We start from the raw sequence: 13,740 nt of genomic DNA on the forward strand, positions 1-13,740 counted from the left end.
CGCAGGTACTTTAATGGCTAAATTAATCGCAGATAAATTAGCTTCTACGCCCGCTCATCTTTAGGTGAATCCATCACAACATGAGAGGTTATTGTACGCACTTGTGGTATTGACCCTAGCACATCCGCATGAAACGCTTTATAAGATTTAATATCTGCGGTTTCTATTCGTAATAAATACTCAAATGCACCGGTCACATTGTGACATTCTTTTACTTCATCAATAAACTCCAGCGCTTGCTCAAAAGTACGTTGTGATTTAGTAGAGTGCTCATTTAAGCCCACACCAACATATGCAACAAACCCCAGCCCAAACGCATGATTATTTATCACTGCACGATACCCCGTGATCACACCTATTTTTTCTAATTCTTGCACACGGCGCAAACAAGCTGATGGCGATAAACCAACTCGCTCTGCAAGCTCAGCATTTGCAATTCGGCCATTGAGCTTTAGCTCTTGCAATATTCTGTCGTTTATTCGATCTTTTTTCATTTTAAATTGTCAAAAATAATTTTAGTTGCATTAATAAGCGCAAAAATTGCGAGGTAATAAACATATAATTGCATAAATACAAGCAACTAAGTGAGCATTAAATATGAATATTGAATTATTATCAGCATTGGCGCTATTTGCGCTTGTTTCTTCTGTCACGCCTGGGCCTAATAACTTAATGCTGATGAACTCTGGCGCTAACTTTGGTTTTAGGCGCACTTTGCCACACTTATTGGGCGTAACAATTGGCTTTGTGATAATGCTCGTGCTGGTTGGTTTAGGAGTAATGCAATTATTTGATGTTTTTCCGTTAAGTTATCAACTATTAAAAGTGCTTTGTATTGCTTATTTACTTTATCTTGCTTATAAAATTGCCAGTAATAAAACACCTGTTGGCGCTGAAAATGGCGATACTAAACCCTTTACCTTTGTCCAAGCGGCTTTATTTCAATGGGTAAACCCGAAAGCGTGGACCATGGCATTAAGCGCAGTGAGTGTATATGCGCCTTCTAAAAGCATCGGGGCGATCGTGATTGTCGGTGTTATTTTTGGCTTGGTAAATTTGCCTTGTGTCAGCGCGTGGACATTACTTGGGCAAAAATTACAAATATGGCTAAGTCACCCTGAACGTCTGCGAGCGTTCAATATTTTTATGGCGATACTGCTCGTCGCTTCTGTACTTTTTAGTATGCTCTAAATTTTTTAATTAAAGCGATCCCAATAACGACACACCTCGCCTTTTTATCAGTCCCATTATCGACACACTGTAACTTTACCCTGTGAAAAATAAAATCTAATAAATTGATAATTAACGGTTATTTTTATTGGCATTGAAACTGCTATATCTAGTTATGATCAGCATTTTTAAGTTACTTTAAATGGATATAATCCGAAAAAAACAAAAAGCAGCAAACAAGAAACCTTATATTATTGCTGGGATATGCTTAGTATTAGTGATGGTGATTTGGCAAATATCACGCTCAAATGCCAGTAATATAATTGCCACTAAAGACACCTTGTTAATCGATACCGTAAAACGGGGGCAATTTGAGGTGACCGTTCGTGGTATCGGAGTGCTTGTACCCAAAGATATTCGCTGGGTAGCCACCAATATCAGTGGTCGTGTTGAAGCTATTTATGCTAAAGCCGGTGCCAGCGTAAAAGTTGACGATATCTTAATGGTTTTAAGTAACCCGGAGCTTGAGCAACAACTTGAAGAAAGCCAGTGGGAATTAGAAGAAATGAAGGCGCAACTTCATGCTCAAAAAATTGCCCTTGAGTCACAAGTATTTGATCAAGAAGCTTTAGTGATCAATAGCCAATTAAATTATGAACGCGCCCTGCTAACACTTAATGCGCAAGAATCTTTAATTGCACAAGATATCGTCGCGGTATCAAAAATAGCTCATGAAGAAGTAAAAATTGATGTAAACCAATTTAAGCAGCGCTGGCTACTAGAACAAAAGCGTTTACTAAAAAGCCGCGAAAACATGCAAGCACAAATAAAAGCATTTTCAGCGCGCTCAAAACGCATGCAGCATATAGTCAGCAGAATGCAAAGCCAAGTGGACGGCTTAACGGTTAAAGCAACGATTGATAGTATTGTACAAGAAATGCCGCTGGAGCTTGGCCAACGTGTAAACGCAGGCACTAATCTAGCCCGCCTTGCCAAAAGTGGCGAATTTTTAGCTGAACTACGCGTTCCCGAAAAACAAGTCAGCCATGTTGCTCTAGGTCAACACGTCACCATCGACACCCGCGCAAATATCACAACAGGCATTGTCAAACGCATTGATCCTGCGGTGATCAATGGCTCTGTACAAGTCGATGTTGAATTAGTCGGTGACATTCCAAAAGAAGCACGCCCTGAACTGTCTGTTGACGGCATTATTGAAATAGCAAAACTCGATGATGTGTTATTTGTAAAACGCCCCATGTTTGCTAAAGCAAACAGCACAGGCACCATTTACGCATTAGATACAGCCAACGAATATGCCCAATCAACAACAGTCGAATTTGGACAAATGTCAGCAACCCATATTGAAATAAAACAAGGATTAGCGACAGGCAACAACATTGTCGTCTCAGATGTCTCCGCGTGGGATGGTCATCAACAAATAAAAATTAATTAGGAAGCACTATGAAAACGCACTCAAACCCTGTACTGGTCGAACTCAAACAACTGAAAAAAGTTTTTGTTGCTGATGACATTGAAACCCATGCCTTAAATGACATTAACCTGTTGATTAACCAAGGTGAATACATTGCAATAACAGGCCCGTCAGGCTGTGGAAAATCTACGTTACTTTCTTTATTGGGTTTATTAGATAACCTTTCGCAAGGGCATTATTTATTAGCTAATCACGACGTATCAAACCTTGATCGTGATGAGCGCGCACATATTCGCAATGAAAAAATTGGTTTTATATTTCAGGCCTTTAACTTAATTAGTGATTTAACCGTTGCCGAAAATGTTGAGCTGCCATTAACCTATCGTAAAGACATTAGCAAAGAGCAACGTAAAACCATGGTTGCTGATGCTTTAGCCAAAGTTGACATGGCTCACCGAGTTAATCACTTTCCTTCTCAGTTATCAGGTGGGCAGCAGCAACGCGTTGCCGTAGCCAGAGCGATAGCAGGCAACCCGTCGATTATTTTAGCCGATGAGCCCACAGGTAACCTTGATTCAAAAAATGCGCAAGCGGTGATGAACTTACTCGACCAACTTCACCAAGAAGGCGCGACTATTTGCATGGTTACTCATGATCCGCGTGGCGCGAGTCGTGCAAAACGCACAATTGAAATATTCGATGGCAAGATTGTTGCCGATCACGAAAACAATCAGCAGTCAGCTGCAATTACGGTATAAAAGGACAAAATGATGTCATTAGCTATCGAGTTAAAATATACCGCACGAATGTTACTAAAAAAGCCAATGTTTACTGCTTTAACCATCTTGATTGTCGCAATTGGCCTTGGTTTAACACTTTACGCCTATTCAATTTTAAATAATTTGGTGTTTAAACCCATGACAATGAATGGCGACACGCCACTTGTCGCCATTGAAGCTAAATATAATTATAACCATCAATACCGAATGCAAGCAGATCCTTTTCATTTACTGCAATTAGACCAACAACTAGGGTTATTTACAGATGTTGCCTATTATTATGAAGGAACGACTATTGCAGGAGGCGCAAAATCAACCAATAGTAAGCTCCAACAAGCAAAAAAATATAATGCAACTTACACCAGTTGGAATATTTTTGAAATTGCCGGTGTACAACCCATACTGGGGCGAGGATTCGCACCTGAGGATTTTTATGACGGTGCGGAGTCTGTATTTGTACTCAGTTACGAAATATGGCAACGAGACTTTAATAGCGACGCTAAAATAGTTGGCCAAACAGTATCACTTGATGCCATGCCCTCACGTGTTATTGGTGTTATGCCTGAAGGCTTTTCATTTCCACAATATGCACAAATATGGCAACCTTTGGGTCCTGATTACTTAAACCCAATTGAAGCAACCAGAAACAGCGCTTTTGGTATTGCTCGCCTAAAACCAGATGCCACATTCGCACAAGTCGAAGCCGGGGTTGCCTCTTTCAATACGCAAATTGAGCCTGAGTTAATGAAGGATTTTCGTTGGAGACTCAGCGATAACGGCGAATACCTAATTGCAAAACCCTACAAACACGCCAGTATTGTGCAGTATTACACTATTTTTGTTGCCTTGTTTGTTGTGGTATTTCTTATATTAGCGCTTGCCTGCATCAATGTAAGTAACTTACTCCTTGCACGTGTAAACGAACGTCTAAAAGAGGTCGCGATCCGTGTTGCTCTCGGTATTCCTAGAAAACGTTTAATTTTACAAATGCTGTGGGAAAGCGTCTTTATATGCTGTACTGGTGGACTGTTTGCATTGTTATTTGCCGCTTACGGATTAGAAGTCAGTAACGAAATACTTAACGCCAATTTTACTGTCGAAAATAAAAAGCCATTTTGGTGGGATCTATCACTTGAGCCAAGCGCTATAGTGCTATTAATCGTCTCAGTGGTGTTAATGATTGCAATCACTGGCCTGCTCCCTGCGATTCGCTCGTTATCAAATGATTTTAATGCAGTAATACGAGATGGCACACGAGGTGCTTTAAGTAAAAAAGCAGCTAAAGCTGGCAGAGTGTTAGTCATTTCTGAGATTTTACTGTCCTGTGTTGTATTAGTCATTGCCACTATTTTACTTGTCACAGGTTACTCTGCAGGCACCGCTGATTACGGTGTTGATACCGACAAGCGCCTTACAGCACAAGTACAACTGTCACCTGAAAAATACCCTGTAAGATACGATACTGAGTTTGAATACCAAGACCGTATAAATCGTTCTGATATGTACTATAAATTAAAGGAAACACTTGAAGCCATGCCAAGTATAGAAGCCGTCTCTTTCATGTCACAACTACCTGGTCGAGGGGAAGGCACCAGTTATTTTGAAATTGAAGGACGCGCCGCACAAGTTTGGAATGAAAACCCTTACAGTAATAATGAGCTCGTTGCCCATGATTCATGGCGAGCCATTGGCATGGAAATAATTCAAGGTCGTGCTTTTGATTACCGAGACCGAGAAGACGGTGCGCTTAGCATTATGGTTAATCAAACCATCGCCAAGCAGTTTTTTCCAGAAAATGATGCCATTGGTCAGCGTGTAAGGCGTGTTAGTGCAAGGGGCGCATCTGACGATTGGTATACCATTGTTGGCGTTGTATCTGATACCTTTCATGGTTCAACTATGCGATCCTCTAGTGCCTCTTATAACTCCTATCATTCAATGGATAACATTGGTCCATGGCGGCTATATGTCGCATTACATTATCAAGGCAATGAAGCAGCTATCAAGCAAGCCCTAATGGATGCTGTAAATACTGTTGACCCTGATCTTGGTATTTATCATATACAAAATTATGACGATCTAATTAATCAACCAATGTTACTGGTGCTGTCAGTGAGTAAAATATTTTTACTGTGCGGGGTAATCGCTGCATTTTTGGCAGCCAGTGGCATTTACGCAATGGCTGCAAATAGCATTACTCAGCGCACTCAAGAAATTGGTATTCGCAGAGCCCTAGGCTCACCTGATAATGACATTATTAGATTATTTATGAATCAAGCCATTAAGCAGTTAGCTATCGGCCTTGCAATCGGTGTTTGTCTGTCGCTATTATTAGTCAGTACCATGACTAATACATTAGTGATAAGTAACACCAGTTATGTATTAAGTCTAATTTGTGTCCCATTGTTAATAACAGCAATGGTCTTATTAGCTACCTTTATACCCGCTAAAAAAGTGATCAAAATGGAGCCCAGTGACGCATTACATCACGATTAATGCTTAGGGCGTGTTGAGCTTTAGTGATTGATTTTGCAGCAGTATGTTTGGTATTTAGGCAAGGCAGCGCCTATGGTGTGTGGTTGTTCCCCATAAATAGGCGATAACGCAGTATAAATGCCAAACATGCGCTGTCCAAAGGGTTCTTCCTAGGGGCGATTGACTCTTTGTTGCCTACACGGATGTAGGTAAGGGGCGTGAGCAGGACGCGGAAGCTTTGCTCGGTTTTTACTTAGCCCGCTAGGTTACAAACCTCGCGCCGCGATTAAATCGCCCCTAGATTGAACAAATTTCAATCCACAAAGGTCAACACGCCCTAATATTTCTTTTATGCGAACAGCTCTAAATAAGTTGTTCGCTGTTAAAATGGTAAACTAATGACACCAAATACCCCATCGATACTCGTCGCTGATGACGATGCTAACGTACTCATAGCTTTAAAAATGCTACTTAAATCAGAAGGTTTTGAAGTAACCACCGTTGAAAAGCCGTTTGATGTATTACAGCTATTAAAACGAAAAGACTTTGCCTGTGTATTAATGGATTTAAATTATCACCGCGATACCACATCCGGACACGAAGGATTTGAGCTACTTACTGCAATTAGAGAGCTTGACGAACAAGTCCCAGTCATCGTTATGACCGGGTTTAGTAGCATTGATATTGCCGTTGCATCAATGCAATTAGGGGCTGTCGATTTCATACAGAAACCGTGGAAAAATAACGACCTAATTACCAAGGTTAACGCACAAATCAAACTCAGTACTTTAACCCGCCAAGAGCAACGTTTAACCCAAGAAAACGCCTTACTTAAACAAGAATCACAACTACCAAAAAGCCAAATAATAAGCCAATCTACTGCAATGCAGTCGATCATCAACCAGCTTGAACGCTTAGCTCTCAGTGATATGAATATTATTTTTACTGGCGAAAATGGTACAGGTAAAAGTATGCTCGCTAATTATTTACATCAATGTTCTGCCCGTGCCCAACAAGCATTTTTGTCCGTCAATATGGGGGCTATTAGCGAAAACTTATTTGAAAGTGAAATGTTTGGTCATATAAAAGGCGCCTTTACTGACTCCAAAGAAACCCGTATTGGCCGTTTTGAAATGGCTGATAATGGCACTATTTTCTTAGATGAAATAGCCAATATTCCATTATCGCAACAAGCAAAATTATTAAGGGTGCTTGAAGAGCGACAATTTGAAAAAGTGGGGAGCTCTAAAACCCAAAAAATTAATGTTCGCCTAGTCTCAGCAACCAACGCTGATTTACCTAGTTTGATTGAACAAGGACAATTTAGGCAAGATTTGCTATACCGACTCAATACTGCCGAAATACGCATTCCTGCACTGCGTGATCGCACTGCTGATATACTTCCTTTAGCCCATTATTTTCAAACACAGTTTTGTGAAAAATACCGCTTATCGTGCAAACCGTTTTCAAAAGATGCCATTAAAGCATTGCATAGCTATCATTGGCCCGGCAATATCAGAGAATTAAGCCATATTATTGAACGCGCATTATTTTTAGCCCAGCACGATGAGATACAAGTCAGTGATTTAGGCCTAGCAACACAAGATAAGCCCGAAGCATTCGCGTTTGATGAAGCAACATTAGACGATATCGAATCACATGTAATTAAAAAGCGCCTTGCTTTGTTTGATAATAAAGCCCACGAAACAGCGCTATCTTTAGGTTTAAGTCGCAGCGCATACTACCGACGTTTAGATAAATATAAGTTACTATATGACGAAAATTAAACGCAAAATAGTAAAGAGCTACGAAGGCGATATTATACGTTTAGTGTTACTAGCAACTGCTTTACCAAGTGCTTTGTTATTTTATTTTGTAATATCAGCAGGTATATCAATTTACTTAAAAATACTGATTATACTTTTTGTAGTTATTGTTACCGGCTATAGCTGCTTCAGTATCTGGCAAAAAATAACCTACCAATTACGCACATCTATAAACATTATCGAATCCGTTATTTTTGGCGATGGCACAACGCGCCCTGTTAGTCGATACAAACAAGGTGCGCTTGCTGAGTTTAACCACACCCTTACAGGTTTATCGTCGGCAATTAGTACACACAAACAAGAGCTAAAAGAACAACAGCTACTATTAACAAAAATCATCAATCAAATCGATGTTGCCATTATTACCACTGATCATAATAACGCGATTGTTTTAATGAACCCCAGCGCTGAAAAGCTTTTTACCTGTCGTTTTGAAGCCGTTATCGGTGGGCCAATTAATCAGTTAGGTTTGCAAGATGCGTTAAACGTGGATGGGCAAAAGGTGGTTGAGTTTCAATTAAAGCAGCACCGTAAAAAAGTGTATCTGCACGTTGATAAGTATTTAGTTAATACCCAAACACATAATTTGATATTTATCACGGATATTCAACAACTGCTGCGCGAAGAAGAGCGAATTGCATGGCAACGCTTAGTAAGAGTATTAAGCCATGAAATTAATAACTCATTAGCGCCGATAGCCTCAATAAGCGAGTCTTTAGCAAAGCTCACGAGGGCCGATTTAACCCAAGCTGACAATAAAGCGGATTTACATCAAGGCTTATGTGTTATTTCAGAGCGCGCGCATTCGCTCAATACATTTATTAAAAGCTATCAGCAATTATCTACCCTTCCGCCACCAGCAAAGTCTCTTATGTCTGTCGCTGATTTTATCCACAGCACCACGGCCCTTTACCCGCAAATAAACTGGCAGTTACCTAAAAGCCCAGACATCTCTTTTTTTGTTGACTGTCAACAATTACAGCAAGCGTTGGTAAACTTGATCACTAATGCAATTGAAGCTTCAAACACAAACCAATCAGCCAGCAATAAAGAACCGATTAGCTTAACGTTGCAATGGAAAATTAGTGAGGGAAAGCTATTAATACAACTACTGGATTCAGGCGTTGGAATAGCGAATATTGATAACTTATTTGTGCCATTTTACACCACTAAAACTCAAGGTAGTGGTATAGGGTTAGTCCTCAGTCGGCAAATAGCCATGAACCATGATGGCGATCTACACATAGAAAATCGTGATACTCAGCGCGGCGTACAAGCCACGATTGTTCTACCTACACGTTAATATAATTATCTTGTGAAGTTTGCAGATTTTACAAATGCCTGCAAACTTTTCATAAAAAAATTATATAAAAACAATCACAGTGACAAGTAAAAAAACCCAACTAATTGTATTTAAAGAGATTTAATTTCAATTCACACTAGGCATGACCATTGCTTTATATCCTATGGATTATTTAAAGCATCAATTTATTTAAGCAGGAGAAATTATGAGTAATAGTAAAGTTGCTGAATTTACAGCTCCCGGTATGACTAGCGAATCTGCAACACGCACCATTGACCTACTCGATAACCGCATGGTGGCCCTGATTGATTTACAACTGACTTTAAAGCATATTCATTGGAACGTAGTAGGTCCTAACTTTATTGGCGTACATGAAATGCTTGATCCGCAAGTGGAGGTAGTTCGAGAAATGACCGACACCATCGCTGAGCGAATTGCCACGCTAGGTGGTGTGCCAATCGGTACTCCTAAATCTATTGTCGATCGCCGCTCATGGGAAGATTATTCAATTGGCAAAGGCTTGGTAAAAGATCACCTAGTAGCACTTGATAAAGTATATAACGGCATTAATGGTGATCACCGCAAAGCTCTTGAAAAGCTATCTGAATTAGATCCTGTGTCTGAAGACATGATCATCGCACAACTTGCTGACCTTGAGCAGTTTCAATGGTTTGTTCGTGCGCACTTAGAGTCGTCAACTGGGGAACTAAAAACCAAATAACCCCCATAATACCCAGACAACCCTGCCCGTAGTGCAGGGTTTTTTGTCGCTATTTTTTACCTACGCGCTCAGCTTCTTTATAAAAATAATAATCGTCTTCGCAGTCATATTTATCATAGTCTCGATGACTTATAGTAAACGTTTTAGGGTCAGCTCCAAGTACTTTTTTCTCGTGCCAATACACGGCATCAGCATCTTTTAGCAGCTTATCTCGATTAACAACTTCCATGCTATCAAGATCTACCCCATGTATTTTATGGTGACCAAAATACACTGTTTTTCCGTCACAGCCATACATAGCAAACCGCTCTAATAGCGCGAACTCCTGTACATCAACAGATTCCAATTGCGTGCCTTGATAGTAAACTGCATCAGTCGTTTTTAAAAAATCATTGTTGCTTAGCTCTACTCGCTCGTCGCTATAAGGACCAATAAGCTGTTGTTTAAAATATAGGTGATTTTTATCGCTGGAGTAATTTCCGGATGGAGATAATAATGTAAAATGTTCAGGCACTACTTTTTCTAGTGGTTTAGCTAAGTAAAAAACCTGCTGTGAGTCACACCCAAATGCAAAGTTACTTAATAGCTCAAACTCATTAGCTTTGGCATTGGGTAATTCCTCAGCCCCTAAATACACTTTACTATCAATAATAAAGTAATCGTCGTCGAGCACTTTTAGTGTATTAATATCTTTGTATGGCACGCATTCAAGCCATGTTGTTGTATTAAAAGAACCATCAATATCCTGCTCATATTTGCCTTGATGCCAATATAAGTGGTTATCGTCGTATATGTAGCGCTCATCAAATGCTTTTACTCCAACGCCACTGACAGCCGTTCTATTAAACGTATCATCGCATTTAATAAACACGCTATGTTGATCTTTCACTATAGACTCAGTTAAATGTGAAAACGTGTCGTAACCGATATTCTGGCGTACAAAGTTATAATAATGGTGGTTGCAGTCTTTTGCCCAAAAATCATTCATTAATACAAATGTGGCAGGATCTGCACCACCTAGAATGATGAACTGTTGTTCTGGTCTTAATTGACTCGCCATGGCAAAAGACACGCTGTGCTTATGAATAAAAACATGGTATTTATCGCGAATAACATCGTGCTCTATAATTTCAAAGCTATCGTAATCCACTTGACCTGAAATAACATGGCAACCGTAATAAAGCTGATACTTATCTTTTGCAAAGTTACGCGCGATGACTTCAAATGAATCAATATCAGCGCCTTCAACTAAGCTATTACCGAGTGAAAACCAGTTTCCCATTGGAGAAAAACGGATCTGCTTTTTATTGACCGAGTAATAATATGAATCCGAGCGTTCACTATCAACAGGTCCTGAAAAAACCATTGACGGGCTTACTAAAAAATTAAACAACGTACTCTTATTTTTAAGCGTAGGAAATAGTGAGTTCAAAAGTTGTAGCACGGCAAAAAAAGCAAACAATACAAAAATACAGGTCCAAAAATCCATTTTAATATCTCTATCCATAGGGGAGTAAGCATCTTAACTCAAATTATATTTAAGCTAAACTTTCGTCAGCCAATCAATCATTTTCTGCTTACATAAAAATAGGTTATTTTATATAACCTAAGTTATTGCTATTAAGTAAAAAAACAGACTCTGCGCTATACTGATTAGATTAAATTTACTACCAAAGTGTAAAAAGGAAGCTATGCTGCTCTCTCGTTTATATGATTTTATGCCCGGCTTAAATACGTTACTTCACTATGAACGAAAATGGTTTGCTGATGATGTAAGAGCTGCACTCTCTGTCGCAGCGGTGGCATTACCAGTTGCGATTGCCTATGCACAACTCACCGGTGTTAACGCTGCGGTAGGTTTATACTCTTGTATTTTACCGATGATCCTTTACGCATTATTTGGCACTTCAAGACAGCTCATCGTCGGACCTGACGCAGCAACTTGCGCTGTTATTGCAGCAGTCGTTACACCACTGGCAGCTGGTGATAGTTTCAAGCATTGGCAACTTGTTGTCACCATGACTGCAATGACCGGCTTTTGGTGCTTTATTGCAAGCCGCTTTAAGTTGGGAGTATTAGCTGACTTTTTATCTAAGCCGATTCTTATGGGTTTATTAAATGGTGTCGCGATTACTATTATTGTTGGTCAATTTTCAAAAATACTTGGCTTCACTTTTGATGAAAAGTATTTATTGGAGCGTTTAGCCGCAATACCAACATACTTATCCCATACTCATATTCCAACTCTTTTAATGACCTTCTTTACAATTGCTGTTTATTTTACAATGAAACGCCTAAAGCCCACCTGGCCTGCATCTATGTTCGCCATCGCATTTGGCGCAATACTCGTATGGCTGTTTAATTTAAAACAGTTTGATATAAACACTATTGGTACTGTTACAGGTGGATTACCGGTATTTCACCTCCCCGTATATGATTTTGGGATTATTCGTGAGCTGGTGGTGCCTGCACTTAATTTAGCTATTGTTAGCTTTGTAAGTATGATGCTTACTGCGCGCAGTTTTGCCGCAAAAAATGGTTACGACATAGATGCTGATAAAGAATTTAGAGCACTGGGTATTGCTAATATTGGCTCAGCTTTATCACAAGGCTTTGCTGTAAGTGGCGCAGACTCACGCACTGCTGTTAACGACGACTCTGGCGGTAAAACACAGTTAGTGTCAATCATTGCAGCTGGCATAATCGCTATCATTGCACTGTTTTTAACAGCCCCCCTTGAGTTTATTCCCAGCGCAGCTTTAGGTGTGGTGCTTATTATTGCCTCTATTCATTTATTAGATTTAAAAGCTGTATGGCAATTAAAACGCAAAGACAAACACGCATTTTACCTTGCCTTAGCAACCTTGTTCGCCGTGCTCTTTATTGGTGTAATACCGGGGATCACACTTGCTGTACTATTAGGTTTATTTCAATTTATTCGAACTGTAATGCGCCCAACAGACAATGTGCTCGGCGTTGATGTAAAAGGCGTAGTAAGAAGTTTAGACACCACAGATAAAGCAAAAGCCGTACAAGGTGTATTTATTTATCGGTTTAATTCTCCTCTAACCTACTTTAATGCAGGCTATTTTAAACGCAGGCTTCTTGAGCAATACGCACGACAAAAAGACGACACACAGACACAATGCGTGATTATTGATGCTGTGCCCTGTTTTACGCACTTAGATTTAAGTGTCATGGCAATGCTAGCCGATTTAGATGTGATTTTTAAAAAGCGCGATATTCGTTTAGAGCTTGCAGGCAGAAAGCGCCAGCTACTTACGTGGTTTGAAATCGCAGGCATGACAACTGGCAAAGAAGGGATCTACATCCACTCAGACCTATATGTTGCCCTGCGAAAAAACAGCGTCAGTCAGCCTATTAAACAAGTCGACTTATTTGAAGAAAATCAAATAGCGCCTTAGTAATAATAAAAACACACTGCTTAATGGATGAAAATTACTCATCCCATTAAACTCAACAATAAAATTATTTGAGTCGTGTATATAGCGCTATATCAACATAAAATAATAGTTTTTGCCAACGGTGGTCTTTTATCTTTATTGAGTAAAACAAACCAATCAAGTCAACACCTTAAATTGTATGATTTTCATTCGACGATATGAAAACTATTCAATATTAAAGCCAAACTCACAGTGCTAAGTTTTTATTACCCAACAGGGTAAACAATCAATAGGAAATAATAATGAAGAGATTTATAACATTGAGCCTCGCTTTTGCAGTGACACTAGTTACTACAACTAGCTTTGATAGTGAAGCCGCGAATAAATATACAACGTGTAAATATCAAAAAGTTGCCGGTGCCCCTCACGAGCCAAATACAAGAACCAAATATTTTTCAGGTCATGTTCAATGCCCTGCAAACTTAACAACAGGCGAGGGTTATCATAGATTAGTATCACAAGTGCATAACAACTAAACTTAATTCTTAAATTCAAAAAAAGATAATATATTGATTATAAAATAAAAGGTCAGATATTAGCCTGACCTTTTATTTATTTGGAAGTATG

11 protein-coding genes are annotated in these 13,740 nt (G+C 39.5%); 9 read left to right on the forward strand and 2 right to left on the reverse strand.

Annotation, left to right across the window (positions count from 1 at the left end):
* Positions 1–44: 44 nt before the first annotated feature.
* Positions 45–494, reverse strand: coding sequence for an Lrp/AsnC family transcriptional regulator (locus tag HH219_RS09625; RefSeq protein ID WP_054203447.1), 450 nt, complete (start codon positions 492–494; stop codon positions 45–47).
* Positions 495–597: 103 nt separating this feature from the next.
* On the opposite strand from HH219_RS09625, the gene HH219_RS09630 reads away from it, so the two are divergent.
* The 7 genes from HH219_RS09630 to dps all read left to right on the forward strand — a co-directional run bounded on the left by HH219_RS09630 (position 598) and on the right by dps (position 9,709).
* Positions 598–1,191: a LysE family translocator gene (locus HH219_RS09630; protein WP_169327309.1), complete on the forward strand. Its 594-nt coding sequence runs from the start codon at positions 598–600 to the stop codon at positions 1,189–1,191.
* Between the two features lie 181 nt (positions 1,192–1,372).
* Entirely contained in the window at positions 1,373–2,626 is a 1,254-nt protein-coding gene (locus tag HH219_RS09635) for an HlyD family efflux transporter periplasmic adaptor subunit (RefSeq protein WP_169327310.1), read from the forward strand.
* 8 nt (positions 2,627–2,634) lie between these two features.
* Positions 2,635–3,363, forward strand: coding sequence for an ABC transporter ATP-binding protein (locus tag HH219_RS09640; protein ID WP_064435303.1), 729 nt, complete (start codon positions 2,635–2,637; stop codon positions 3,361–3,363).
* A 9-nt stretch (positions 3,364–3,372) separates the two neighbouring features.
* Positions 3,373–5,880, forward strand: a complete 2,508-nt coding sequence (locus HH219_RS09645) for an FtsX-like permease family protein (RefSeq protein ID WP_249118487.1) — start codon at positions 3,373–3,375, stop codon at positions 5,878–5,880.
* 377 nt (positions 5,881–6,257) lie between these two features.
* Complete coding sequence (locus tag HH219_RS09650) at positions 6,258–7,646, forward strand: sigma-54 dependent transcriptional regulator (protein ID WP_169327311.1); 1,389 nt, start codon at positions 6,258–6,260, stop codon at positions 7,644–7,646.
* Positions 7,633–8,988, forward strand: coding sequence for an ATP-binding protein (locus tag HH219_RS09655; protein WP_169327312.1), 1,356 nt, complete (start codon positions 7,633–7,635; stop codon positions 8,986–8,988). Before HH219_RS09650 ends, HH219_RS09655 begins: the two co-directional genes overlap by 14 nt.
* Positions 8,989–9,193: 205 nt before the next feature.
* Positions 9,194–9,709, forward strand: a complete 516-nt coding sequence (gene dps / locus HH219_RS09660; RefSeq protein WP_054203454.1) for a DNA starvation/stationary phase protection protein Dps — start codon at positions 9,194–9,196, stop codon at positions 9,707–9,709.
* Positions 9,710–9,758: 49 nt separating this feature from the next.
* Here dps and HH219_RS09665 read toward each other — a convergent pair whose 3' ends face one another.
* A complete protein-coding gene (locus HH219_RS09665; protein ID WP_169327313.1) occupies positions 9,759–11,198 on the reverse strand; it encodes a DKNYY domain-containing protein in 1,440 nt (479 codons plus the stop codon).
* 205 nt (positions 11,199–11,403) lie between these two features.
* Between HH219_RS09665 and HH219_RS09670 the strand changes: the two genes are divergently transcribed.
* Both HH219_RS09670 and HH219_RS09675 read left to right on the forward strand, forming a co-directional pair.
* Positions 11,404–13,134: a SulP family inorganic anion transporter gene (locus HH219_RS09670; protein ID WP_169327357.1), complete on the forward strand. Its 1,731-nt coding sequence runs from the start codon at positions 11,404–11,406 to the stop codon at positions 13,132–13,134.
* 281 nt (positions 13,135–13,415) lie between these two features.
* Positions 13,416–13,649 (forward strand): hypothetical protein, encoded by a 234-nt coding sequence (locus HH219_RS09675; protein ID WP_054203456.1) that lies wholly within the window; start codon positions 13,416–13,418, stop codon positions 13,647–13,649.
* The last annotated feature ends 91 nt before the right edge of the window (positions 13,650–13,740 follow it).

This window comes from Pseudoalteromonas sp. NEC-BIFX-2020_015 (assembly GCF_012952265.1).
GTDB lineage: Bacteria > Pseudomonadota > Gammaproteobacteria > Enterobacterales > Alteromonadaceae > Pseudoalteromonas > Pseudoalteromonas neustonica.

Coding starts and splice junctions, on each gene's coding strand:
- HH219_RS09640 (WP_064435303.1), top strand. CDS start 2,635: ATGAAAACGCACTCAAACCCTGTACTGGTCGAACTCAAACAACTGAAA.
- HH219_RS09655 (WP_169327312.1), top strand. CDS start 7,633: ATGACGAAAATTAAACGCAAAATAGTAAAGAGCTACGAAGGCGATATT.
- HH219_RS09625 (WP_054203447.1), bottom strand. CDS start 494: ATGAAAAAAGATCGAATAAACGACAGAATATTGCAAGAGCTAAAGCTC.
- HH219_RS09645 (WP_249118487.1), top strand. CDS start 3,373: ATGATGTCATTAGCTATCGAGTTAAAATATACCGCACGAATGTTACTA.
- HH219_RS09675 (WP_054203456.1), top strand. CDS start 13,416: ATGAAGAGATTTATAACATTGAGCCTCGCTTTTGCAGTGACACTAGTT.
- HH219_RS09630 (WP_169327309.1), top strand. CDS start 598: ATGAATATTGAATTATTATCAGCATTGGCGCTATTTGCGCTTGTTTCT.
- HH219_RS09650 (WP_169327311.1), top strand. CDS start 6,258: ATGACACCAAATACCCCATCGATACTCGTCGCTGATGACGATGCTAAC.
- dps (WP_054203454.1), top strand. CDS start 9,194: ATGAGTAATAGTAAAGTTGCTGAATTTACAGCTCCCGGTATGACTAGC.
- HH219_RS09665 (WP_169327313.1), bottom strand. CDS start 11,198: ATGGATTTTTGGACCTGTATTTTTGTATTGTTTGCTTTTTTTGCCGTG.
- HH219_RS09635 (WP_169327310.1), top strand. CDS start 1,373: ATGGATATAATCCGAAAAAAACAAAAAGCAGCAAACAAGAAACCTTAT.